The following is a 21,209-nucleotide window of genomic DNA, read 5'->3' as shown; positions in this document are numbered from 1 at the left end:
TTATTTTATTTCCTGCTTGGATTCTTCTTCAATTTTGTTGCCGAGACGGGTGTAGCCCAAATCACTTAAGGTGAGGGTGTCTGCCTCTTTTTTGACAATGTGCGGTTCGATAATAATCACGAGTTCTTCCACTTTTTCGCTCATCCCCTCTTGCTTGAAGAGATAACCGACAAACGGGATATCCCCCAGCAGAGGGACCTTGGTTGTGGTATTGGAGGATTTGCGATTGATGAGACCTCCGAGGACAATTTTATTGCCGTCTTTGACCGTGACAACTGAGGAGATTTGACGGCGGCTAAGGTCTGGCGGCATACTGCGGGTCGCATTGTCTGCGGAGAGCTCGCTGGCCACTTCGGAGACCGAAGGGTTGACCCGTAAGGTAATGCTGCCGTCTCGGGAGATTTCCGGAGTGATATCCAGCAACACCCCCGAAAATACGGAGCTGACGATTTCACTTTTTGCCTGTTCTCCCGTTGTCCCTCCGGCCAGAGTAGAGGTATTGATCGTTTTGTAAAAAAGCTCCGTACCGGCGGTGATCAGTGCCGGCTGGTTATTGAGGGTCATGATTTTCGGATTGGAGATGGCATACACATCCCCTTGCGTTTTCAGGAACATCAGCAGATTGTTAATGCTGATCGAGTTGCTGATGGTGAAAAGTTTGGAAGCCGTCGTGATGGGGGCACGTTCACCGGCGGCATCCGCCAAACCTTTGGTTATCAACGTCATTCCGGTAGTAGGATCAGTTGTGCTTCCTGTTTCGAAAATACGTTGAACCTTATCTCCTTCGTACGCCGTATCAAACGTATTTCCGCTGACGTTGGTGCGGTTGGCTTTGTTGAGGGCTAAATTAAAGTTTTGGAGCTTGTAAATCTGGGACCAGTCGATACCGGTGGTGGATCCGTTCGTGAAAACTACGCTGTACATTTTGACGTCGATCATCACTTGTGTCTGCATTTTTTTCTGTAAATCGTCGATATACGTATCCAGCCGTTTGATCTGTTTTCCGGTTCCGGTTACGGTAATCAAACCGGCGCTTTTATTGATGAAAATATTGTGATGACCGTCTTGCTGTTCCGCAAGTTTGTCTTTGAGCTCCGGGAGGTTTTCCGTTTTGGTTTGTTGATACTGATCTTCGGGACGACTTAAAATACTTTTAATCTCCTGTTCCAGCGTATCCCAAAACTTCACTTCATCAATGGTCGTGATATTGGTGCCCGATTCGGAGGAGGTCCGATTTCCGGCAGCGGTATTTCTTCCGGCAGCGGTACCGCCGGTCATTCCGCCGGTCGTTCCGGCAGCACCCCCCATCGCCCCTGCGGCACCCGCAGCACCGCTGGTGGGCGTTGTTGCAGAATTGGAACTGAGGCGTATATTGGTCGTTCCGGTCCCTTTGCGTTCCGTAATAATATAGTCAATATTATAGGTTTTTGTTGTGAGGTAGGTGATTTTTAAAACATTGTTTTGAAGGGTGTATTCTAAATCATTCTCTTTGATAATGAGATCCAGCACTTCATTAATGGTTAAATTTTTTAAAAATGTCTTATTCATCGGTTTGCTAAGAACTTTTTCTGCTTGAGCATCGGCGACGATGATACTCATGCCACATTCATCGCTCAACTGATCGATGAATTCTCCGACCGTTGTCCCCTTAACCGATGCGATATTAAACAGTTCATACGTACAATCGGCAGCATGGATGGATGGAGCTAAAAAAATAGCTGCCGCGACGGATAGCAAAAGCGTTTGTACATTGTGTTTAATTACTGATGTCATGATACTTTCCTATTTTGTTGTAATTTTGATGTTGGTATTTTGCTTGCTCAGAAATAAAATCAATTTTTGATCTGCTTTACCGGTCAGTAAAACAGAATTGAATCTAATCTCCGAGAGGGTATAGGTTCGGATTGAATCGTTTAACTTATACCATTTCCCGTTGATCAAGGCAGATTTATTGATAAGTGCCTGCAAACGTAAAGGCTCCTCGACGATTTTCGGTAATGCAATTTTCGGCACACCGGCAAGTTTCGGAGGTGCAAACAAAACCGGAGTTCCGATTGGAGGAACGCTGCCGATACGTACCGGTTTTTTGAGTTTTATCGGGTCACCTAGGGATCCTACCATAGCATCCGATATACCGATACGCGCGGGAAGGATGGCTTGTATCTGCTCATCAACCCACGCCAGCTCTTTGTCGCCGTTTGCTTGGATGACCGTTACGGTTCCGTCCGTCGAAGGGGTAATAGGTGCTGAGGGAAATGCCGCATAAAGAGTGGCTAAGGCAATGAAGGTAATGGTAAAGAGTGTTTTCATTGTCGTACAATCCCCCACACTGAGATATTAAGATCGCCGCGCAATTTTTCACTTGCCGTCAGATTAAAATCGTGCAAATCAACCACCAGATAACTCTGTTCCAGAGCATTAATAAATTTTAAGGTGTTTTTATAAGGGGATTCGACCGACACCGTAATATCCATGACATGCCCGAAGGAGCTACTGTCGGTTTGGAGGGTATTCCCGAAACGTGCCAATTTGACACCGTAGGCACGTGCGTAGTGAGAAACGGAATCGAGATAAGCTCCCCATACCTTTTCATCATAGTACAAAGAGGAAATTTGTTCAAGTTGACCTTTGATATAGGTATTATATTGGATATAAAGAGCATGCTGTTGTTGGATTGCTACCGTTTCTTGCTCGATCTGGGTAATCCGTTCCGGTGGATTTGAACTCAAATATTGTTTGTCGTTATTGAGATCATTTTCTACTTTGAGCGCTTTTTCATGAGATGCATAAAAGCTCTGTTCGGAACTTTCCCAAAATAGGAGATACGATAAAGCGAATAATGAGGCAAAAATAATGACGAAAAGCATCATTTTGTCCCGTTCGCTTTTCAGGGCAAACGACTGATCGATTGCGTGGAGATAATCTTCAATTTGCAGTTTCATTTGATGACCGCCTTTAATTCACTTAAATACGATTTTTCTTCTTCGTCATAGGAGATCAGCTGAAGACTGAAATTGTATTGATCCCGTTTAATATCGGTTAGATGCTTCAGCAAGGCAGTGATATTTTCCGTTTTTGAAGAGGTCAGCCCAAACGTAAATGTTTTTGTGTTATTGGCATCTTCACTGTAATCGGCAGTTTTAAGTTGCACCCGGTATTGATTAAAGCTTCGGGTTAAATCGGTCATGAGTTTAGCTTTCATCGGATAATTGACTTTTTTATCATGAATCTGAATCAGGGTGTCTTGTTTTTGTTTATAAGCAGATTTTTGCTCATCCAGCAAAGCCTGAGCTGCTTTTTTATTGGCCAGTTTAAGATTAACGGTTGCTTCGCGCGTCATTTTTTCAATATGTACCTGTTCGTATTCTTGTGTCAACATGGAGTGATGAAAATCTTCGATATAGGCAAGTCCCCAGTACGTTCCGGGATAAAGAAAAGCGGTAATAATTGCAGCGGCAGTAACCAAGATCAATTTTCCACTGTCACGTTTGGCAAAAGGGGGCGGGCGATGAAAAACCGTAAAATTACACTCATACCGTTCGCTTGAGTCAAGTCTGCAATACAGATGCATTAGCTGATGGATGTGATCAACTGCCGTTCCATTTGTATTAAATCCATAATCAAAGTCAAAGGATGATGCTTTAATCCCCAAATAGGTTTGTGCATATTCATCAAGACCTATGACATTGCCAACCCCTGTCGTGATAAAAATCTCATCGAATTTTTTGATGTCAAAAGCTCTTTTGGCATAGGTCATAATATCGTTAACATGCAAAAAGATTTCACCGAAAAGTTTGATAAGATTTTTTTGGTAACTGCTATTTTGGGTATTGAGCCCCTCTTGTGAAAGAAGGGTCTGAAAAATGGCAAAATTGATTTGTTCCCCGAGTAATTCACAAAAACGTTCATGCATTTTTATCAGTGAAAATTTGAGTGACTTGGTATAAACAAATTCATCTTCATTGTAAATGGCTAAAAAGGCATCATTCTCTTGAAAATAGATAAAACAGTGGATTCCGGAGGTGTTAATGAGCTCTTTAACGTAAAGTGATTTTAAAAGGAGAGGGACAGGTATTATTTGATCGATGTACTTGAGGGTTGCAACGGTTTGTCGATATTCTTCTTCCAGCGTCAGCGGATCAACGACAAAAACATGGAAGTATCGATCCCCATCCGTACTTTCACGAACGGCTTCGATGTATTTGATATGGTACTCAATAGCCATATCCAAAGCAAGTTCTTCGTAAACCTTATTTTCCACCGCATCATAGAGATCATCATCGGGGATATTTTTACTGATACCGATATAGGTTGAGAAGAACCCTTTGGTATTCAGAAAGGTAACGGTATATTGATCTTTTGAATATGGAGGAGAGGTATTGGGGGCGATTGTGTTAAGGGTACCGATACAGTAATCCCCTTTATAGGGGTTCGCCGATACGATAGTTGAATATGTTTGCTGTTTGCCTGTACTCATCCTATATCCTATTTAAAATGTACGAGAGTCATCCCGTAGAAACTGTTATCACGGTAAAATTCAATTCGATAACTCTTTGCAGAGCGATTTATGGCATATTTTGGATCTAAATTCTTGAGGGTAATACGACAGTTGCTCTCGTCGTTTACCCCTTTTCGAGTATAACCTATAATATCGGTACGGACGCCGTCACTCTTTTTTAGCACTGTAAAATCGGCATTTACAAAAAAATCTGTAGTGAAAGGGAGTGTTTTACGTTCACCGTCCGCGATCACTGTGATTTTTTCAGAGGAGACCCCTTTCGAATGATAGCTTGGGAGAAAAGAGCTTATTTTTCGGTTGCCGATATAGACATCATATTTTTTATTGTTTTTTCGAATGCTTCCCAGCGGATGGGAAAATTTAAACTCATTTCGTGATGATTGTAGCGGAATCAAACTTAAATTGGTTTTTAAATGATCTAAAGTGAGATAGTAATTGTTGTTTATGGTTAAATATCCGAAATTGTCGAGGAGTTTTTGAATGGTTTCGGGAGTTAGGGTAAGAGAGCGTTCAAATTCAATCCCCATTAATTTCATATAGCATTCAATCGCACGAAGTTGATAAAAAACTTTGTGATGGAGAGTCGGTAAGTTTTTACTGGTCTCGATTGCAAACGCCGGTTTATTATGTGTAATGGCAAAATAGGTGAGCGAGTGTTTCATCTCTTTATCATCAAACCGGGTATTGGTATTGCGTACATCAAAGAGGTGATGATTTTCGATAAGAGCAGTGTTGAGATCAGTACGGACTTCGGATGCAATTTCATCTAAATTTCCGTAAGGATTTTTCGTATCAAGAACTTCCTGATCGATAACACAGGTTTGTCCCCATGCACTTGGATTAAAAATGGTATTTTGATACTCTTTACGATAGAAACCATGCCCGTCATGAAGATTAAGGATGAGACCCACATGCGGATCGGTGATAATCTCTTTGACCTCTTTGATAATGGGGGCATCAGGGTCTTTTGGATCCAATTCGGCAAATTTTCGATTCATGTCTCCATGAATGCCACGGCTATTTTTTTGAATGCTTTGCCGGTTCAGATCGGGGATAATCCAAAGATTCCCTTTCGTAACGGTATAATATTGTGCCAGTAGCGCTGCTGCAAAATAACTGCCCGGCTCATTGCCGTGGATCCCTCCGATAACAAGGAGGAGCGGGGTAGCATCACTCTCTTTTTTAATGAGTGAAAAGGGGGAAGCGTTTAAAGGGTGTAAACTAATGAGACAAACGAGAAGAGCTGATTTTAGTACAGCTCCTTGTTTTACCATTCGTATCCTAAATCGCTTAAGAATTTTTTATCGGTTGTCCACCCTTTTTTGACCGATACGAAGAGTTCGAGATACACCGGTTTTGAGGCAAGTCGCTCTATTTTTTCTCGGGCATTTTTCCCGATCCGTTTGATTGCACTTCCCCCCTTCCCGATAATGATCCCCTTTTGGGACTCTTTTTCAACAATAATGGTGGCTCTAATGTGCTCTACGGGGGACTCTTCATCAATTTTATCAATGAGGACATCGGATTCGTAAGGGATCTCATCGCTAATATTGTCGAATATCGCTTCACGGATAAATTCTTTATAAATATCCCGCATCTTTTCCGTGGTCAAATCTTCAGGATTGTAAAGATAGGGGGATTCGTCCAGATGTTTGACAATCGTGTCTAATAAATCGTTTTTTCCTACATTTTTGGTTACCGACATCGGTATGAGCGCTTCGAACTGATCGCTGTATTGATTGTATTCTCCAATTTTTTTCAATAAATCGGCTTGAGAAATTTGATCGATTTTGCTCAGGACAATAATATGCTTTCGTTGTTGGTTATTGATCTCCAAAAATTTTTCATAATAGCTGAGTTTGTCCGATGCGGGAGCGAGATAAACAACGATATCACAGTCTCCGATTGCTTTTAGCGCTTCTTCGAGCATGTATTGGTTGAGAAGTTTTTCAGCCTGGTGAAGTCCCGGAGTGTCGACAAAAATAATTTGATCCTCTTTGTGCATCACGATTGCATTGGAACGGCGGCGAGTCGCATTGGCTTTTTGGCTGACGAGAGCAATTTTTTCTCCCAATATCCAGTTCATCAGGGTACTTTTACCGGCATTAGGGCGTCCTATCAGTGCGACGAATCCTGCTTTATTCACGATTTTCCTTTTAGAGTATGTAACGTGCGAGGTCTTCATCCTCGACGACGGGTGCGAGGATATTTTTAACATCATCTTCGCTGATAATAACTTTTGAGCCTTTATGGATATACGCATTAAAACTGATCTCTTCGAGCACTTTCTCTACGACGGTATGCAGACGTCTTGCCCCGATATCTTCGGTTTTTTCATTGGCTTTTTGTGAATAGCGGGCCATTGAGCGCACTGCGGAATCTTCAAATTCCAGAAGAACATCTTCTGTCGCCAAAAGGGCTTTATACTGTTCAAGAAGCGAGTTCTTCGGCTTGGAGAGTATCAGATAAAGTGCCTCTTCATCGAGCGGTTCAAGCTCCACACGTAAAGGGAAACGTCCTTGAAGCTCCGGGATAAGGTCACTGGGTTTGGTCAGGTGAAATGCCCCTGCGGCGATAAAGAGGATATGATCGGTTTTTACGGGACCGAATTTTGTGGTTACGATACTCCCCTCCACGATAGGGAGTAGGTCCCGTTGCACTCCCTCTTTGCTTGGGTCGTTTCTCCCCTCGCTTCGTGAACTGACGGCGATTTTATCGATTTCATCGAGAAAAACGATCCCCCCTTCTTCGACGCGTCGGAGCGCTTCGCGTTTGATCTGGTCATGGTTGAGAAGATTATCGGCGGCTACTTGACGGAGCAATTCCCGGGACTCTTTAACGGTGACCTCTTTTTTGCTCTCTTCCTTTCCCATGACGGAGAACATTTTTGAAAAGGACTCCTGAACTTTAGCGATTTCCGGAGGCATATTGGTATCATTAAATTCGAGATTCCCTTTCGGGAGATCGATTTCAATGATTCTGGAATCCAGTTCTCCGGATAAAAGTTTTGCACGCATCCGTTCTCGTGAATGGTCATACTCTTGTTTTTTGGTATCGTTGGAGAAGTGAGGCGGCGATGGGAGAAGTTTTGAGAGAATGGTATCAATGACATACTCTTCTATCGCTTCACGGTTTTGTTCATTATGTTCCGTTCTGACCATAGAGAGGGCTGTCATAACCAAATCACGGATCATCGACTCGACATCCCGGCCGACAAATCCGACTTCTGTGTATTTACTTGCTTCTACTTTGATGAAAGGGAGTTGCATTAACTTGGCAAGTCGGCGGGCAATTTCTGTTTTACCGACACCGGTTGAACCGATCATCAGAATGTTTTTAGGCATGATCTCTTCTTGCAATGCCGAATCAAGAAGCAAGCGTCTGTATCTTGTACGCAGTGCCAATGCAATGGTTTTTTTAGCATTGTGCTGGCCGATGATGTGCAAGTCGAGATAATTGACAATTTCTTGAGGGGTCATATTCATGAGAATTTATCCGAGTGTGAGTGTTTTGATTTCGTGATTGGTGTAAATACACAAATCAGCGGCAATATGGAGGCTTTCTTTGACCAGTGTTTCTTCATCCAGATTGGAGTGCCCTTTTAGAGCACGTGCGGCGGCAATGGCATAGCTTCCGCCGCTTCCGATCGCTGCAATTTCTCCGTCTTCAGGTTCGACAACATCACCGTTTCCGGTAAGGATAAAGATATGCTCTTGGTTTAAAACAATCATCATCGCTTCAAGCCGCCGGAGTATTTTATCCTTGCGCCATGCCTTGGAAAAATCGATAACCGCTTTGATAAGATCGCCTTTGCGGTGTGCAAGCTGTTCTTCGAACATATCAAAAAGGTTAAAAGCATCCGCTGTTGATCCGGCAAAACCCGCTAAAATCTCCCCCTGATAGAGGGAACGGATTTTAGTCGCATTGTTTTTAAGGACGGTATGTCCGAACGTTACTTGACCATCTCCACCGATGACGGCTTTGTTCTTTCCTTTATAGGCGAGTATGGTAGTGGCATCGAACATAAACCTATTCCCCTTTAATCTCTACATGGAGTGTCGCATGGATACCGTGGCCGAGTTTAAGATCCAGATCGTGAAGCCCGGTAGTTTTGATGCCATGTTTGGCATCAAGCTCTTTTTTATCGATTTCAATACCGTGCTGTTCCATTAATGCATGGGTGATTTCCTCTTTGGTGACCGATCCGAACAGATGTCCGGTATCTCCGAGTTTTTTGCGGATGATCACTTTGATATCTGCTAATTGGGCTTTAATCACATTTAGACGCTCAATTTCGGCAGCCTCGTTTGCCGCTTTTTTCCGTTGTTCGGCTTCATATTTTTTCAATACTTCATTGGTAGCGGCGAGGGCTAATCCTTTACCGACGAGGAAGTTTTTTCCATATCCGTCGGCTACCTCTTTAATCTCTCCGGCTTTGCCGACCCCTTTGACATCTTTGGTCAATAAAACTTTCATAGTATGCCTTTTTTTGAATACCAAAGAGGTGATACCCCTTTGGCTGCGATGAGTAAAATTTTCTCTTTTGAGGGTAAAAACGAATTATCCGCGAACGATTTCGCCGCCATAAGAGACAATACCGTGCGTGAGATTGGATACTTTAGTATATCCCATATCGGTGAGGATCCGTTGACAGTGGGCACTTCGGCTTCCGACATGGCAATAAACAATGAGATGTTCGTTGTGTTGCAATTTAGCCTCGGTCAGTGTCTGGAAGAAACTGCTGGTAGGAATCAGGGTGTCTGCACCGGCGATACGCCCCATTTTCCACTCCATCCATTCGCGGACGTCGATAATTTTAAATTGTACCATTCCTAGCTGGCGTGCTTCGATGAGTGCGGTGAGCTCATCGCTGTCGAGTTCGCTTTGATTCAACAGGATTTGGCACTCTTGTGCACTCAGGCCGCGTGAATGCTGATGCACAGCCTCTTCCATCCCTATTTCCAATCTTTTGGCAGCCGCAAACTCCGGAGTACAGAAAATCTGACAGTGACATACCCCATCTTCGGGTATCTCTTTTTCAATTGCGGGAGTACAAGGGCATAAACGATTGTCGCTGCTTTGGTATTTTCCGTCAACTTCTTCAACCATATAACAAGGGCAAAAACGTTTGTTGTACATCATTTTATTGCGGGCAAGTCCGAGTTGAACTCCCTCATTGATCTCTTCTTGAGGATTGTAAGCCCAATTAAACTGGCTGACTACCTTATCGGTAAATTTAATTGTTTTTTCTAATTCAGCCTGAAATTCAGGCGAATTCATATCTATTTTAATAATACTCATACGGATATCCTAAGGTTATTTGTTTTTACGGGCTTTACCGGCGATGATGAAACGCAACGCATTGAGTTTAATAAATCCGCCGGCATCTTTTTGATCATAAACCGCATCTTCTTCAAAGGTACAGTATTCAGGGTTAAAAAGGGATAGATCGGAACTTCGTCCGACAACGTATACCCCCCCCTTGTACAGTTTAAGGCGAACGGTGCCGCGTACATTTTCCTGTGTTTTATCTATGGCCGCTTGGAGCATTGCACGCTCCGGGGAAAACCAGAATCCGTTGTAAATAAGTTTTGCGTAGCGTGGCATCAATTCATCTTTCAGATGTGCCTCTTCACGGTCGAGGGTCAATGACTCAATCGCGCGGTGTGCTTTTAGCATAATCGTACCGCCCGGTGTTTCATAGCATCCACGGCTTTTCATCCCGACGAAACGGTTTTCGACGATATCGGCACGTCCGATTCCGTGACGTCCGGCAATAATATTGAGCTGTTCTAACATGACCGCCGGAGAAAGCGCTTTTCCGTTAAGGCTGATGGGATCCCCTTTTTCGTAGCCGATTTCGATGTATTCGGCTTCATTAGGAGCATCCTGCGGGGAAACGGTCCAACGCCACATGCTCTCTTCGGGTTCTGCGGCAGGATCTTCAAGAATCCCCCCCTCATAAGAGATATGCAAGAGATTGGCATCCATGGAGTAGGGTGATTTTTTACCGCTCATTTCGATTTTAATACCGTGCTCAGCAGCATACGCGAGGAGCTTTTCGCGGGAGTTTAGATCCCATTCACGCCATGGTGCGATGATGGTGAGCGCACTGTTCTGCCCCAGATACCCCATCTCAAAGCGGACCTGATCATTTCCTTTTCCGGTTGCACCGTGACTGACGGCATCGGCACCGGTTATGCGGGCAATTTCAGCTTGGCGTTTGGCAATAAGAGGGCGGGCAATCGATGTTCCAAGAAGATACTCCCCTTCATAGATTGCATTGGCACGGAACATTGGAAACACATAGTCGCGTACGAACTCTTCTCTAAGGTCCTCGATATAAATGTTTTCCGGTTTGATTCCGAGGCTGATTGCTTTGGCACGTGCGGGTTCAACCTCTTCACCTTGGCCGATATCGGCGGTAAACGTAATCACTTCACATTTATACTCATCCTGTAGCCATTTTAAAATGACACTGGTATCCAATCCGCCGGAATAGGCGAGAACAACTTTTTTGACCTCTTTTTTCATGTGCATCCTTTGAAGCTGACGGGCTTGCATTTCTCCATATTATGGAGTGAATGGTGCGATTCTAGCAAAAAAACGATGAGACAAGTGTTAAAATTTTAGATTTAATGAGGAAGGAAGGTCTGTTTGTGTTGATTTAAGAAAATCAAGGGCACTTTTCAGTTGTTGTAAGGTTCTGGCCGCATCCCCTTTCTTATTCTCAAGAAGGGTAGCGGTTTGATGAAGTAGATAGGCTGCTTCTTCCATCTTTTCCAGAGTTTCAAAAACCGGCATTTGGTCAATTAATGACGATATCGTATCTGTCTCTTCCAAGATCAGTGCTGTTTTAAGCTCGGTTAGCCACATCAGCGCTCTCTTTCCAGGCTTCGAGAAGCCCTTTGACTACTTTATTGACCTCATCCAATTTTGTAGCATCGTTGTGAATAACGGTTTCAACAAGCAAGCGGAGCTGATAGTTGTAGAGTTCTGAGAGATAATGGGCAACATCCCCTTGCGAATAGTCCAAAATATTGATCAGCTCACTGAATATGGCACTGGAACGGTTGACCCAGTAGGTCCGTTTTTCAATGTCGCCTTCATTGATCGAACGTTTGGCTTGCATATTGAAACGTAAAATCCCCTCGTACATCATTTGAACCAATTTTTCAGGAGATTCAATGCCTATGTTGTTTTGGGCGTAAGTATTATAAGCAAGATTGTTATACATGAGAATTTCCTTTTTTTAAGATCATAAATTTATAAATAAATATTTTTGTTTTAAACTATACCTGAGCAGAGATTACCCTTTTTGATCAAATAAGATACCGTTAAACTCCTGAATTTTAGGGAGAAGCTGCTGTGCTTCCTCCGCTGGGAAACGTCTCAACGTGTGGTTGGTTTTGGTTTCGATAACCGAAACATAAAAATCATCCGATTGGTTGTCAAATCCGAAACGTAATGATGTATGAAACGGATCAAGTGCATTATTAAGCTCTTTTAGTAATTGATCCATTTGTTTTTGCGTCTCTACCTTTTCAGTTTTTTGTTCACTCCCGTTCTCTGTTTTTTTCTCCTGATTGATTTGGACTTCTTCTGTTTTTTGGGCACTCTGTGCATGTTGCAATTCGGTTGTACTGCTTTTTGGTGTTAGGCTCATACTCTGCTGAGTTTTTGCAGTGGCTTTAAAGATTTCCATATTGGTTCTCCTTCATCTGAAAGATTATCTGTTTACTAGATCGTCCATATGAATTAAAACTTTAGCAATCTATGATACCCTTGCGTTTATGAAACGATATTGGGTCCTTTTACAAAATTTTCCGTTACTGCGCCGCCTCTCGCTGATCCAGCTCATCGCTTATTTCGGTGCTTGGTTCAGTAATGTTGCCATTTATACGCTATTGATTCAAATGGAAGTAGATGCAACGATCATTGCCTTTGTCGCGGCACTTCATTTTTTACCGGGTGTGCTGCAAGCCCCTTTAAGCGGTGTGATAATCGACCGTATCAGTCCGAAAAGATTATTGATTTTTTTGACAGTGATTGAAATTGTTTGCACTTTGTTGCTCCTTAGTATTGATACGATCCAGATGCTGTGGCTGTTGTATATTCTGGTATTTATCCGTATGGGGGCATCGAGTTTTCATTTTACGGTCGAAATGTCGCTCCTTCCGAGAATAGTGGAGGGGAAAGTTCTTCAAGCCGCCAATGAGATTCACTCGATCATTTGGTCATTATCGTATACGTTGGGGATGGCATTGAGCGGGATGTTCGTTTATTGGTTGGGAACGAGCAGCGCATTTTTGTTGGATGCCGGACTTTTTGCCCTTGTTCTGCTCCTTTTGAAGGGGTTGCACATTGATCTGAAAGTTGAAAAGGTCAAGATCGGCTTTACCGCAATGATGGCGGATGCTTATAACTATATCCGTACCCACAAAATTGTTTTTCATCTGATGCTGCTTCATGCGGTGATCGGATTGACGGCATTTGACGCTTTGGTCGCATTGAGTGCAAAATATTATTATTCGAACGTCATTGCCGTTTCCATGGCGATCGGGTTGGTACATGCCTCCCGTGCCATTGGGCTTGTTATCGGTCCGATGGTGCTGGGACATCGGATGAATAATCGCCGTTTGCGCTATTTGCTCATTGCTGAAGCCGTTGCCATCGCATTGTGGGCAATGGTTTTGAGTGATTTTTACCTCTCTTTGGCAGCATCGGTATTGGTAGGATTTGTAACGACAACGTTATGGTCCTATACCTACACGCTATTGCAGCATCATACAAAAGAGGAGTATTACGGTAGGGTTATTGCGTATAACGATATGATTTTTTTAGGGGTGGGGACGTTGACGTCGTTAATGATCGGGTATCTGGCTAAATTGAACTACTCCCTGGAGAGCATTACGATGATTTTGGCGGTACTGTTTTTGATTGCGAGCGGCTATTACGGTTGGATACGGAACCATTTTGCACTGGAGGAGATTGAATGAAACCGGCTATTTTGTATGAACATGAGGGGGTAACGGCGGACCTTTCAAAAGTGACCCGGCTCTATCCTGCGGCATTGATCCATGCCGCAGGAGAGAGAGCGTCGGTTTCGCTGGAGTGGGCGGAACTCAAAGAAGAGGTGATTACGTTGGAATGTTATGTGCTGATTTGTGATTTTGATCCGGTGGGGGAAGTGCCGGTGAATCGAATTGAGTTTCACTATCCAACAAAAGAGTCTTTGTTTGATGCGATGCATGAGATTGCAAGATTAGTTAACGCTTGAACACCTCTTCGATGCGACAGAACGTTTTGGCCTTAGCCATCCCGGCGGCCTTTAAACATCTTCTTGATATTCTCCAAATTTTGATTGATTTGATCATGGTCGGCTCATTGGGTGCGGCGGCATTGGCCGCAGTAGGGCTCAGCATGCAGTTTATGATGATGATTCAAGTGGCCATGACGCTTTATATCGTCGGTTCTACTGCTTTGATCTCCCGATATATCGGAAGCGGACGGGTGAAGAGGGGATCGAGGGTAATGTTTTCGACCGCCTATTTTGCCATTGCGTTATCCATAGTCGTCGGATTGAGCGGATGGTATTTTAGCGGCCACTTTTTTCGATGGATGGGATCGGCTGAGGATGTGATTGTTTTAGGGAACCGCTATTTCGGCATCTTGTCACTGGGGATGACGTTTATTTTTTTGGATGCACTGGCCTACAATGCCCTCTCCGCCGCAGGGGATACCCGGAGTTCGTTGTATATTAAAATCTTTTCCGCTTTTTTAAATGCGGGGTTGAATTATCTTTTTATTTTCGGGCATGGCGGATTTGAGGCTATGGGGGTTGCCGGAGCTGCTTATGCAACCGTGTGTGCGTATGCTTTTAATCTGATACTGTACGGTTGGATATTTGCCAATCGCAGGGGAGCCTTGGGAATTTATCCGGTATTTTCCAAAAATGATCTGAAAAAAGTGCTTCGAATCGGTACCCCTGCGGCGTATGAACGGAGCATCGGAGTCGGCTCCTTTATGCTGTTTGTGATGATTATCGGATCGTACGGAACCCATGCAATGGCGGGATACCAGATCGGTTTGCGCATCGAAGCATTGGCATTCATGCCCGGATTTGGGTTCTCGGTTGCGGCGATGGTCCTTGCGGGGCAAAATATCGGTGCCAAAAAACTGGAAAATGCCTATTATTCAGGGATACTCAGTGCCAAAGTCGCGGCAATGTTTATGGGGAGTGTCGGCATCGTATTATTTCTCTTTCCCGAGAAGCTTGCTTCCTTGTTTACCCACGATCTATTGACAATCGAGCAAGCGTCCCTTTATCTGCGGTTAGTCGGTATTTCACAAATCCCGCTGGCATTGACGTTTGTCTTTAGCGGTGCATTGCGAGGGGCAGGGGCTACGAAAACCACCTTACGGATCAATACGCTCTCTTTATGGTGTTTCCGTATTATCCCTTCTTATGCCGTCATGGGGATGGGGTGGGAGATTGTCTGGGTATACGTTGCGATGAGTATGGAAACGTTTATTAAAGGGTGGTGGTTTTGGAGGGTGTATCAAAAAAAAGAGTGGCTTCATACCACTCTCTAAGCGATTATTTACCTTGCTTCTCTTCGGCTAACAATTGAGCGTATTGCTCTTCGATGATTCTCAAGCGGTTGCGGTCCGGCATTTTACGGGATGCAATGTAGCCGATGACACTCCCTTCTTCGTCCAGTTTTGGGACAATATGGACAACAACCCAGTAGAATTTGCCGTCTTTGCGGAGATTTTTAACATATCCTTCCCAGATTTTACCGCTTTCAATCACTTTCCACATTTGTTCAAATCCCGCTTTCGGCATATCGGGATGGCGTAACAGACTGTGGGGCTGACCTACGGCTTCCACGGCGGTATACCCTGTCATTTCGGTGAATTTTCGATTGATATAGGTAATAATCCCTTTTGTATCGGTTTCGGATATAAGACTGCGTCCGTCGAATAAAACTTCTTCATTTATCGGAGTAGGGCGTTTCATAGGATGATAATCTCTCTTCTCATGGTGGTATATAGAACTTTAGTATTTCATAAAAAACGTATTCTAATCAGCGTAATGTTACAAAACCGTTAAAGCACTTAAACTTATTTTTTTCTCATATTCGAAAATTATATCTTAAATCAAAGTGGATCGGGCAATTTGAGTTCAAAAAAGGTATAATCGTGGTATGAACAGCTATTCATTTGATGATTTTTTGATAAACGGTTCTGTTGGAGCAGTTTATATAGATAAAGGGCAAAACGGCATTTGTATCGGTTTCGCTTACGTAGAGCGTTTGGGAATGCAAAGCTGGGTGTGCGAGATAAAGAGCAGTCCGTTTCATCCGTACGGGGCGGTTGATCAGGTGCAACACCTCCTCTCTATCGGGAATGTCAAACGGCTGCGGATCGGTGCTTCGAGCAAGGAGCTCATTGCGGAGTTAAAAAATCATTTTGAATTTTTTGATTATGACGTGAGCGATGGATCGATAAATTGTGAAGATCAGATTCCCCTTTTTCAAGAGACGTTTGCACTCAATACGTTGCTCACTCCCCATGAACATCTTTCGTTGGAATCGCGTCCATTGGCCGCTCAGGCGCTGGCAATGGTGTCCGTCATGGTCCGTCAATCGCCCTATCTTCCGATTTCATCCCCTTTTATTTTGGATATATCGGGATTGTTGGAGATCGGCAACAATGCGTTGGAGCAGCTAGAGATTACCTCTGCGGACCCGCGTGCCCTTAGCGTCGACGCATTGGTATTAAAAATGGTGACGCCTATGGGGAAACGGCTGGGGCGATTGCGTTTGCACCTTCCCATCCGGGATGTTGAAGAGTTGGAACGCCGTTACAACTGGTGTGAATGGCTGAGCCCGCATGATACCGTTATCGCGAAGATGCTATCGGTGATCGGGGATTTGGAAGAGATGTGGCTTCTTATCGAGAATCAAAAAGGGAGTGTGGAGACGGCGGAACGTTGTGTCGGATCGATGCAAGAGGTTTTGAACCTTTTAGCCTATTTGACAACGCATAAAGTTCCCATTTTTTTTACGCCGGAAGAGGAGATTTTACCTTGCTGCAACGGTTTGATGGTCTATTACCAAAATCGGCGTTGGGTAAAACAATATGTTCCGTTTGTCCGATCGTTATTGCATTTCATTGCTCAAGTCGATGTGGCGGTTTCTTCGGCGCGGGTTTCAAAACACTATGGCCTCTCCCGTCCCCGAGTGATCCAAACCCGAAGGGATGATAATTTTTTGCAGGTGATGGGACTTCGTCATTTATTGGTCGAATCCCAGGGGATTGCGTATGTCGCAAACGATATCGTGATGGGAAAACGTGACTACCTCGACCTCCCTTATCCCAATACGGTGATGCTTGATTCGAAAGTGCATGACGGGGCCGATATTAACGGTGTCCTTCTCTACGGAATCAATTCAAGCGGGAAATCTTCCTTAATGAAAAGTATCGGGATTGCGGTAGTTTTAGCGCAAGCCGGATTTTTTGTCCCTGCCGCTTCGATGACATTCTCATTGTTTGATGGTCTTTATACCCGTATCCTTTCGCGGGACAATGTAGCGAAATCACTTTCGACGTTCGGGGTGGAGATGTTGGAACTGAATACGATTTTTCACCGTATTACCCCAAAAACGCTGGTTTTGGGTGACGAGATCAGTCACGGTACCGAAACCCTCTCCGCCGTTGCGATTGTAGCGGCTACAGTGATGGAGCTGGCTTCGAAGGGGGTTTTATTTTTAATGACTACCCATTTGCATCAACTTTCGATGGTTCAGGAACTGACCGGACTACGTCACGTGGTGAGTCTTCATTTAAGTGTCCGTTACGATGAAAACAGTGATTCTCTCCTTTATGATCGTATTCTCAGAGCCGGAAGGGGGAGCAGTGTTTACGGACTTGAATTCGCCGAGTCGCTCCATATGCATCCGGCTTTTTTGAAAAATGCCAAACGGCTGCGTGAAAATCTTGCAAAAGAGTATACCCTTTTGGAATTGGGCCATAAAAAGGAGCATATGAAGCGTTACCGGGATGTCGTGGTGTGCGAATGCATCATTTGCGGTGCGTTGGTGCGAGTGGATCAAAAAAAGGGTGCGGAAAGAGAGCATCATCACCTTATACCCCTCTGTGGTCGGCATCATCGGATGATGGCTGAAGGCAAAATCAAAGTGCGAGGATTTATAATGACACCTCAAGGTTTGCGTATGGAATATGAGATGCAGTTGCAAGGATAAGATTTGGATGTTATAAAACTTTTTAAAAGACTTTTGGAATCCAAAAGTGTAACCCCCGAAGAGGGGGGGATATTTGATTTTTTGGAAGGGTATCTGGATGAATTCACCTTTATCCGGATAGATCGGAACGAGGTAAAAAATATCTTCGCCTACCGCCGTTTCGCAGAGGGTCCCCACTTGTGTTTCGCCGGTCATGTCGATGTGGTTCCCGCCGGGGAAGGGTGGCATTCCGATCCGTTCGAAGCCGTTGAAAAAGGGGGATATATCTATGCCCGAGGGGCTCAGGATATGAAAAGCGGTGTCGCCGCATCGGTTCAGGCGCTTAAAGAGGCAGAATCCTTTAACGGAACCCTCTCCCTTCTTCTCACTTCGGATGAGGAAGGGGCTGCCAAATACGGGACGCTTGAAGTGTTGCATTATCTCAAGGAACACCATATGCTTCCCGATGCGGTGATTGTCGCGGAGCCGACCTGCGAACAGAATTTCGGGGATGCCATGAAAGTGGGACGGCGCGGTTCGATCAACGGTGTTATTGAAAAACACGGGAAGCAGGGACATGCGGCTTATCCTGAAAAAGCGACGAATCCGATTCATAAAGTTTCTCAGGTACTTCAGCACATGGCGGGGGTTGATTTGGATAAGGGGGATGCGTTTTTCAGTCCGAGTCAATTTGTCATTACCGATATCCGTGCCGGAATGGAGGTGACCAATGTCACTCCGGGGAAACTTAAAATGATGTTCAATGTTCGCAACTCGACGAAAACAACCAAAGAGGATATTGAAAATTTTGTCCATCGCTATTTTAAAGAGATGAACTATACCCTCAAGCTGGATCAGTCGGCCAAACCGTTTATGACCAATATCCATACGAGAATTGTCAAAGCGTTGGATGCTTCAATCGGTCGTGTGACCGGGATAAAACCGAAACACTCCACGGCCGGAGGAACGTCGGATGCACGCTTTATCGCCGAATTCGGGATTGATGTCATTGAGTTCGGGGTCAAAAACGATACGATCCATGCGCCCAATGAGCGGACCGGTGTGGATGAGGTGACCCAATTGTATGACGTTTTTTCAGACGTGATTAAAACTTATTAACTGATGTCCCTACAACCCCCTAAAGCTACCCGTATCTTTCGGATACGGGAGATTAACTCCCCTTGAAGTACCCCTTAAGGCAAGGTGCGTAAGGTCAGTTATTAAGGTGCTGCATTTGTGCCGCAGAGGGATCGCTCATCTTGCGTGATAAATGCGAGCAGTTTTTTAGAGGTCTCAGAGTAGCACACCAGTTGTTCTTCCTCGATATCCGAACTGTTTTTACGCTGTAACCGGAGATAGTCTTCGTTGGCGTAAAAAGAGAAAAAGATGCCGCTGTAAAAAAAAGAGGATTGGTTGAGCATCTCGACAACGGCATCGATCGATCGTATACGGTGAAGATTGATATCGGCATAGATCATATCGCAGTTTCGGACGAAAAAGGTTTCAAGAAGGGTCTTTAGTTGCTCTTTGGTGAAAAGATCGTTGATCACGATGGTGGCTGTATTGAGCAGCTCATTGACCCGATAGTGGATGGCCGGACGTTGTGTCGATGTCGGGCGGCAAGCCGGTTTAATTGCGATTCCGGCTTGTTGATAACTCTCTTCAATGATGCTCTGATAGCGCAGAGGGAGAAACAGGGAGCGCGGGGTTTTATCAAAGAGCAAAAATGCGATAAGGACACCGCTTCGTTTCGACTTTTTGGGAAGATGTTCGATTTCCATAAAGGAGGGGACCTCTCCTAGCAAAAGGGCACTTTCGTTCATTCCGTGGTGAAGATTGGCTTTTTGGCTGTAGGGGTGAAGCATCACCCCCTCCCCATAAATCGCATCAAACCCTTTTTGTTGTGCGACGGTGACCAGATGATCAAACATTCGGTTCATGATTCCGGTATGCTTGAAAATGGGATCGACGACAGCAGCGCCAATTTCGGCAAGATTCGAAACACTGGAGGGGATCATCGCAAAATGGCCCACGATCTTCTCCTCATGTTTGGCAACAATGGAGATGATCGCACCATCCTTATTCGCCGATTTGATGGCATCGGTATCGTAATAGAGTTTTTTATAATAGGTGGTCCCGTAATTTTGGTAAATTACTCGGGTGATACCCGCAGCATCATCCTCTTTAAAGAGATGTGCGGTAATGGTCGGGAGGATCGGTTGATGGAGATGCTCATCCATTGCCCATTTCCTTCAATGCCAGTGAACCCAGAAGTTTCATTCCGATGATCAGGGCATCATCATCTACATTAAAACGGCTGTTATGCTGGGCGACACACGTCCCTTTCGTTTCGTTACCGGTTCCCAGACGGAAAAATGCTCCCGGTACTTTTTCGAGATAGCGGCCGAAATCTTCCCCCCCCATGACGGGATCGGCTAAATCGATGCAGTTCTCTTTGCCTACAATTTTGGAAGCCGCTTCAATTACCCGCTCAACCATCGTATCGTCATTTAACACTTCAGGGATACCGAAATCGTAGTGAAATTTGTACGAAGCGTGCATCGATTTGCAAATCCCCGCTATCGAGACTTCCATCATTTTTGGAATACTGTGACGAACCTGATGATTGACCGTCCGAACGGTTCCTTGAAGTTTGACATGATCGCAAATGACATTGGCGGCACGTCCCCCCTCGATGGTCCCCAGTGAAATGACGGCGGGATGGAGCGGATCGATTTGGCGGGAGACTATATGGTTGAGGGAATTGACGGCCATTGCCGTTACGAGTATCGCATCGACCCCTTCATGCGGTCTGGCGGCATGGGAACTTTTCCCGAAGATCTCAATTTCGAACATATCGGCAGAAGCAAGCATCACCCCTTTTTTGTAGCCGATTTGCCCTGTTTTGAGATAGGGATAGGTGTGCAGAGCAAAGATGGCTTTGACACTCTCAAGGGCCCCTTCGGCGATCATCTCGGAACTTCCCCCTTCCAAAATCTCTTCGGAGGGCTGAAAGAGGAATCGTACATTTCCGCTCAGATGGTTTTTGATGGCGTTGAGTGCAAGTGCAACCCCAAGAACAATGGCCGTGTGGGCATCATGGCCGCATGCGTGCATGATCCCTTTTTCGCGTGAAGCGTAGGAGAATTCGTTTTGCTCCGTGATAGGGAGCGCGTCCATGTCGGCACGCAGTGCGACATACGGTTTGAGGGGATCGGAGGTGATATTGGCGATAAGACCGAAGTGATTTTCCGATTCGATCACCTCAATCCCCTCGGCTTCCAAAATACCTTTGAGAAAGAATTTGGTCCGCTCTTCTTTTCCGGAAAGCTCCGGATGCTCGTGAAGGTCATGACGAATCGTGATTACCCGCTCTTCTACTTTTGCGATTGCATTAAACAATAAGGTTGAGTGCGCTTTCATACTCCAAGTATAACATA

General features: G+C 44.7%; 22 protein-coding genes. 5 read left to right on the top strand and 17 right to left on the bottom strand.

Translation table 11 applies throughout. The features are described from left to right. The 14 genes from mshL to M0P91_RS11850 form a co-directional block, all read right to left on the bottom strand. On the bottom strand, positions 1-1,773 hold the full coding sequence (gene mshL / locus M0P91_RS11915; RefSeq protein WP_295067665.1) for a pilus (MSHA type) biogenesis protein MshL: 1,773 nt from the start codon (positions 1,771-1,773) through the stop codon (positions 1-3). Positions 1,774-1,782: 9 nt separating this feature from the next. After that, positions 1,783-2,310, bottom strand: a complete 528-nt coding sequence (locus M0P91_RS11910) for a hypothetical protein (protein WP_295067662.1) — start codon at positions 2,308-2,310, stop codon at positions 1,783-1,785. Then, positions 2,307-2,942 (bottom strand): hypothetical protein, encoded by a 636-nt coding sequence (locus M0P91_RS11905; RefSeq protein ID WP_295067660.1) that lies wholly within the window; start codon positions 2,940-2,942, stop codon positions 2,307-2,309. Before M0P91_RS11905 ends, M0P91_RS11910 begins: the two co-directional genes overlap by 4 nt. Continuing rightward, positions 2,939-4,477, bottom strand: a complete 1,539-nt coding sequence (locus M0P91_RS11900; protein WP_295067657.1) for a hypothetical protein — start codon at positions 4,475-4,477, stop codon at positions 2,939-2,941. Before M0P91_RS11900 ends, M0P91_RS11905 begins: the two co-directional genes overlap by 4 nt. An 8-nt stretch (positions 4,478-4,485) precedes the next feature. Further along, positions 4,486-5,793: a M99 family carboxypeptidase catalytic domain-containing protein gene (locus M0P91_RS11895; RefSeq protein WP_295067654.1), complete on the bottom strand. Its 1,308-nt coding sequence runs from the start codon at positions 5,791-5,793 to the stop codon at positions 4,486-4,488. Beyond that, positions 5,787-6,665, bottom strand: coding sequence for a GTPase Era (era, locus tag M0P91_RS11890; RefSeq protein WP_295067652.1), 879 nt, complete (start codon positions 6,663-6,665; stop codon positions 5,787-5,789). The genes M0P91_RS11895 and era overlap by 7 nt, the downstream gene beginning before the upstream one ends. 10 nt (positions 6,666-6,675) lie before the next feature. Next, positions 6,676-8,004 carry an HslU--HslV peptidase ATPase subunit gene (hslU, locus tag M0P91_RS11885; RefSeq protein WP_295067649.1) on the bottom strand — a complete coding sequence of 443 codons (1,329 nt, stop codon included), beginning with the start codon at positions 8,002-8,004 and terminating at the stop codon, positions 6,676-6,678. Positions 8,005-8,010: 6 nt separating this feature from the next. Continuing rightward, on the bottom strand, positions 8,011-8,544 hold the full coding sequence (gene hslV, locus M0P91_RS11880; protein ID WP_295067645.1) for an ATP-dependent protease subunit HslV: 534 nt from the start codon (positions 8,542-8,544) through the stop codon (positions 8,011-8,013). Between the two features lie 4 nt (positions 8,545-8,548). Beyond that, positions 8,549-8,995, bottom strand: a complete 447-nt coding sequence (gene rplI / locus M0P91_RS11875; RefSeq protein ID WP_295067642.1) for a 50S ribosomal protein L9 — start codon at positions 8,993-8,995, stop codon at positions 8,549-8,551. Positions 8,996-9,079: 84 nt separating this feature from the next. Continuing rightward, the gene (locus M0P91_RS11870) at positions 9,080-9,820 is read right to left on the bottom strand and encodes a ferredoxin-thioredoxin reductase catalytic domain-containing protein (RefSeq protein WP_295067639.1); all 741 of its coding nucleotides are present in this window, start codon (positions 9,818-9,820) and stop codon (positions 9,080-9,082) included. A gap of 15 nt (positions 9,821-9,835) precedes the next feature. Beyond that, positions 9,836-11,053 carry an argininosuccinate synthase gene (locus tag M0P91_RS11865; protein ID WP_295067637.1) on the bottom strand — a complete coding sequence of 406 codons (1,218 nt, stop codon included), beginning with the start codon at positions 11,051-11,053 and terminating at the stop codon, positions 9,836-9,838. Between the two features lie 87 nt (positions 11,054-11,140). Further along, entirely contained in the window at positions 11,141-11,395 is a 255-nt protein-coding gene (locus M0P91_RS11860) for a hypothetical protein (RefSeq protein WP_295067634.1), read from the bottom strand. After that, complete coding sequence (fliS, locus tag M0P91_RS11855; RefSeq protein ID WP_295067631.1) at positions 11,376-11,756, bottom strand: flagellar export chaperone FliS; 381 nt, start codon at positions 11,754-11,756, stop codon at positions 11,376-11,378. Before fliS ends, M0P91_RS11860 begins: the two co-directional genes overlap by 20 nt. Positions 11,757-11,828: 72 nt before the next feature. Next, positions 11,829-12,224: a flagellar protein FlaG gene (locus M0P91_RS11850; protein WP_295067629.1), complete on the bottom strand. Its 396-nt coding sequence runs from the start codon at positions 12,222-12,224 to the stop codon at positions 11,829-11,831. A gap of 88 nt (positions 12,225-12,312) precedes the next feature. Between M0P91_RS11850 and M0P91_RS11845 the strand changes: the two genes are divergently transcribed. From M0P91_RS11845 to M0P91_RS11835, 3 genes are read left to right on the top strand one after another with little or no spacing between them, the layout of a single operon-like run. After that, positions 12,313-13,518 carry an MFS transporter gene (locus tag M0P91_RS11845; RefSeq protein ID WP_295067626.1) on the top strand — a complete coding sequence of 402 codons (1,206 nt, stop codon included), beginning with the start codon at positions 12,313-12,315 and terminating at the stop codon, positions 13,516-13,518. Beyond that, entirely contained in the window at positions 13,515-13,799 is a 285-nt protein-coding gene (locus M0P91_RS11840) for a hypothetical protein (protein WP_295067623.1), read from the top strand. Before M0P91_RS11845 ends, M0P91_RS11840 begins: the two co-directional genes overlap by 4 nt. 11 nt (positions 13,800-13,810) lie before the next feature. After that, positions 13,811-15,115 (top strand): MATE family efflux transporter, encoded by a 1,305-nt coding sequence (locus M0P91_RS11835; protein ID WP_295067620.1) that lies wholly within the window; start codon positions 13,811-13,813, stop codon positions 15,113-15,115. A gap of 4 nt (positions 15,116-15,119) precedes the next feature. Here the strand turns inward: M0P91_RS11835 and M0P91_RS11830 are convergent, their stop codons facing one another. Continuing rightward, on the bottom strand, positions 15,120-15,542 hold the full coding sequence (locus M0P91_RS11830; protein WP_295067617.1) for a PAS domain-containing protein: 423 nt from the start codon (positions 15,540-15,542) through the stop codon (positions 15,120-15,122). Between the two features lie 187 nt (positions 15,543-15,729). Between M0P91_RS11830 and M0P91_RS11825 the strand changes: the two genes are divergently transcribed. Together M0P91_RS11825 and dapE are read left to right on the top strand one after the other, a co-directional pair. Next, on the top strand, positions 15,730-17,790 hold the full coding sequence (locus tag M0P91_RS11825) for a hypothetical protein (protein ID WP_295067614.1): 2,061 nt from the start codon (positions 15,730-15,732) through the stop codon (positions 17,788-17,790). A 3-nt stretch (positions 17,791-17,793) separates the two neighbouring features. Next, positions 17,794-18,888 carry a succinyl-diaminopimelate desuccinylase gene (gene dapE / locus M0P91_RS11820; protein ID WP_295067611.1) on the top strand — a complete coding sequence of 365 codons (1,095 nt, stop codon included), beginning with the start codon at positions 17,794-17,796 and terminating at the stop codon, positions 18,886-18,888. Positions 18,889-18,989: 101 nt separating this feature from the next. On the opposite strand, the gene M0P91_RS11815 is transcribed toward dapE, so the two are convergent. Both M0P91_RS11815 and M0P91_RS11810 read right to left on the bottom strand, forming a co-directional pair. Further along, positions 18,990-20,009: a GNAT family N-acetyltransferase gene (locus tag M0P91_RS11815; RefSeq protein ID WP_295067608.1), complete on the bottom strand. Its 1,020-nt coding sequence runs from the start codon at positions 20,007-20,009 to the stop codon at positions 18,990-18,992. Beyond that, positions 20,002-21,192, bottom strand: a complete 1,191-nt coding sequence (locus M0P91_RS11810) for an amidohydrolase (RefSeq protein ID WP_295067605.1) — start codon at positions 21,190-21,192, stop codon at positions 20,002-20,004. Before M0P91_RS11810 ends, M0P91_RS11815 begins: the two co-directional genes overlap by 8 nt. Positions 21,193-21,209: the final 17 nt, after the last annotated feature.

Origin of the sequence: Sulfuricurvum sp. (assembly GCF_023229695.1) — a bacterium.
Lineage (GTDB): Bacteria > Campylobacterota > Campylobacteria > Campylobacterales > Sulfurimonadaceae > Sulfuricurvum.
This window is presented reverse-complemented; position numbering and strand designations above follow the sequence as displayed.

Coding starts and splice junctions, on each gene's coding strand:
- mshL (WP_295067665.1), bottom strand. CDS start 1,773: ATGACATCAGTAATTAAACACAATGTACAAACGCTTTTGCTATCCGTC.
- M0P91_RS11910 (WP_295067662.1), bottom strand. CDS start 2,310: ATGAAAACACTCTTTACCATTACCTTCATTGCCTTAGCCACTCTTTAT.
- M0P91_RS11905 (WP_295067660.1), bottom strand. CDS start 2,942: ATGAAACTGCAAATTGAAGATTATCTCCACGCAATCGATCAGTCGTTT.
- M0P91_RS11900 (WP_295067657.1), bottom strand. CDS start 4,477: ATGAGTACAGGCAAACAGCAAACATATTCAACTATCGTATCGGCGAAC.
- M0P91_RS11895 (WP_295067654.1), bottom strand. CDS start 5,793: ATGGTAAAACAAGGAGCTGTACTAAAATCAGCTCTTCTCGTTTGTCTC.
- hslU (WP_295067649.1), bottom strand. CDS start 8,004: ATGAATATGACCCCTCAAGAAATTGTCAATTATCTCGACTTGCACATC.
- hslV (WP_295067645.1), bottom strand. CDS start 8,544: ATGTTCGATGCCACTACCATACTCGCCTATAAAGGAAAGAACAAAGCC.
- rplI (WP_295067642.1), bottom strand. CDS start 8,995: ATGAAAGTTTTATTGACCAAAGATGTCAAAGGGGTCGGCAAAGCCGGA.
- M0P91_RS11870 (WP_295067639.1), bottom strand. CDS start 9,820: ATGAGTATTATTAAAATAGATATGAATTCGCCTGAATTTCAGGCTGAA.
- M0P91_RS11865 (WP_295067637.1), bottom strand. CDS start 11,053: ATGAAAAAAGAGGTCAAAAAAGTTGTTCTCGCCTATTCCGGCGGATTG.
- M0P91_RS11860 (WP_295067634.1), bottom strand. CDS start 11,395: ATGTGGCTAACCGAGCTTAAAACAGCACTGATCTTGGAAGAGACAGAT.
- fliS (WP_295067631.1), bottom strand. CDS start 11,756: ATGTATAACAATCTTGCTTATAATACTTACGCCCAAAACAACATAGGC.
- M0P91_RS11850 (WP_295067629.1), bottom strand. CDS start 12,224: ATGGAAATCTTTAAAGCCACTGCAAAAACTCAGCAGAGTATGAGCCTA.
- M0P91_RS11845 (WP_295067626.1), top strand. CDS start 12,313: ATGAAACGATATTGGGTCCTTTTACAAAATTTTCCGTTACTGCGCCGC.
- M0P91_RS11840 (WP_295067623.1), top strand. CDS start 13,515: ATGAAACCGGCTATTTTGTATGAACATGAGGGGGTAACGGCGGACCTT.
- M0P91_RS11835 (WP_295067620.1), top strand. CDS start 13,811: ATGCGACAGAACGTTTTGGCCTTAGCCATCCCGGCGGCCTTTAAACAT.
- M0P91_RS11830 (WP_295067617.1), bottom strand. CDS start 15,542: ATGAAACGCCCTACTCCGATAAATGAAGAAGTTTTATTCGACGGACGC.
- M0P91_RS11825 (WP_295067614.1), top strand. CDS start 15,730: ATGAACAGCTATTCATTTGATGATTTTTTGATAAACGGTTCTGTTGGA.
- M0P91_RS11815 (WP_295067608.1), bottom strand. CDS start 20,009: ATGGATGAGCATCTCCATCAACCGATCCTCCCGACCATTACCGCACAT.
- M0P91_RS11810 (WP_295067605.1), bottom strand. CDS start 21,192: ATGAAAGCGCACTCAACCTTATTGTTTAATGCAATCGCAAAAGTAGAA.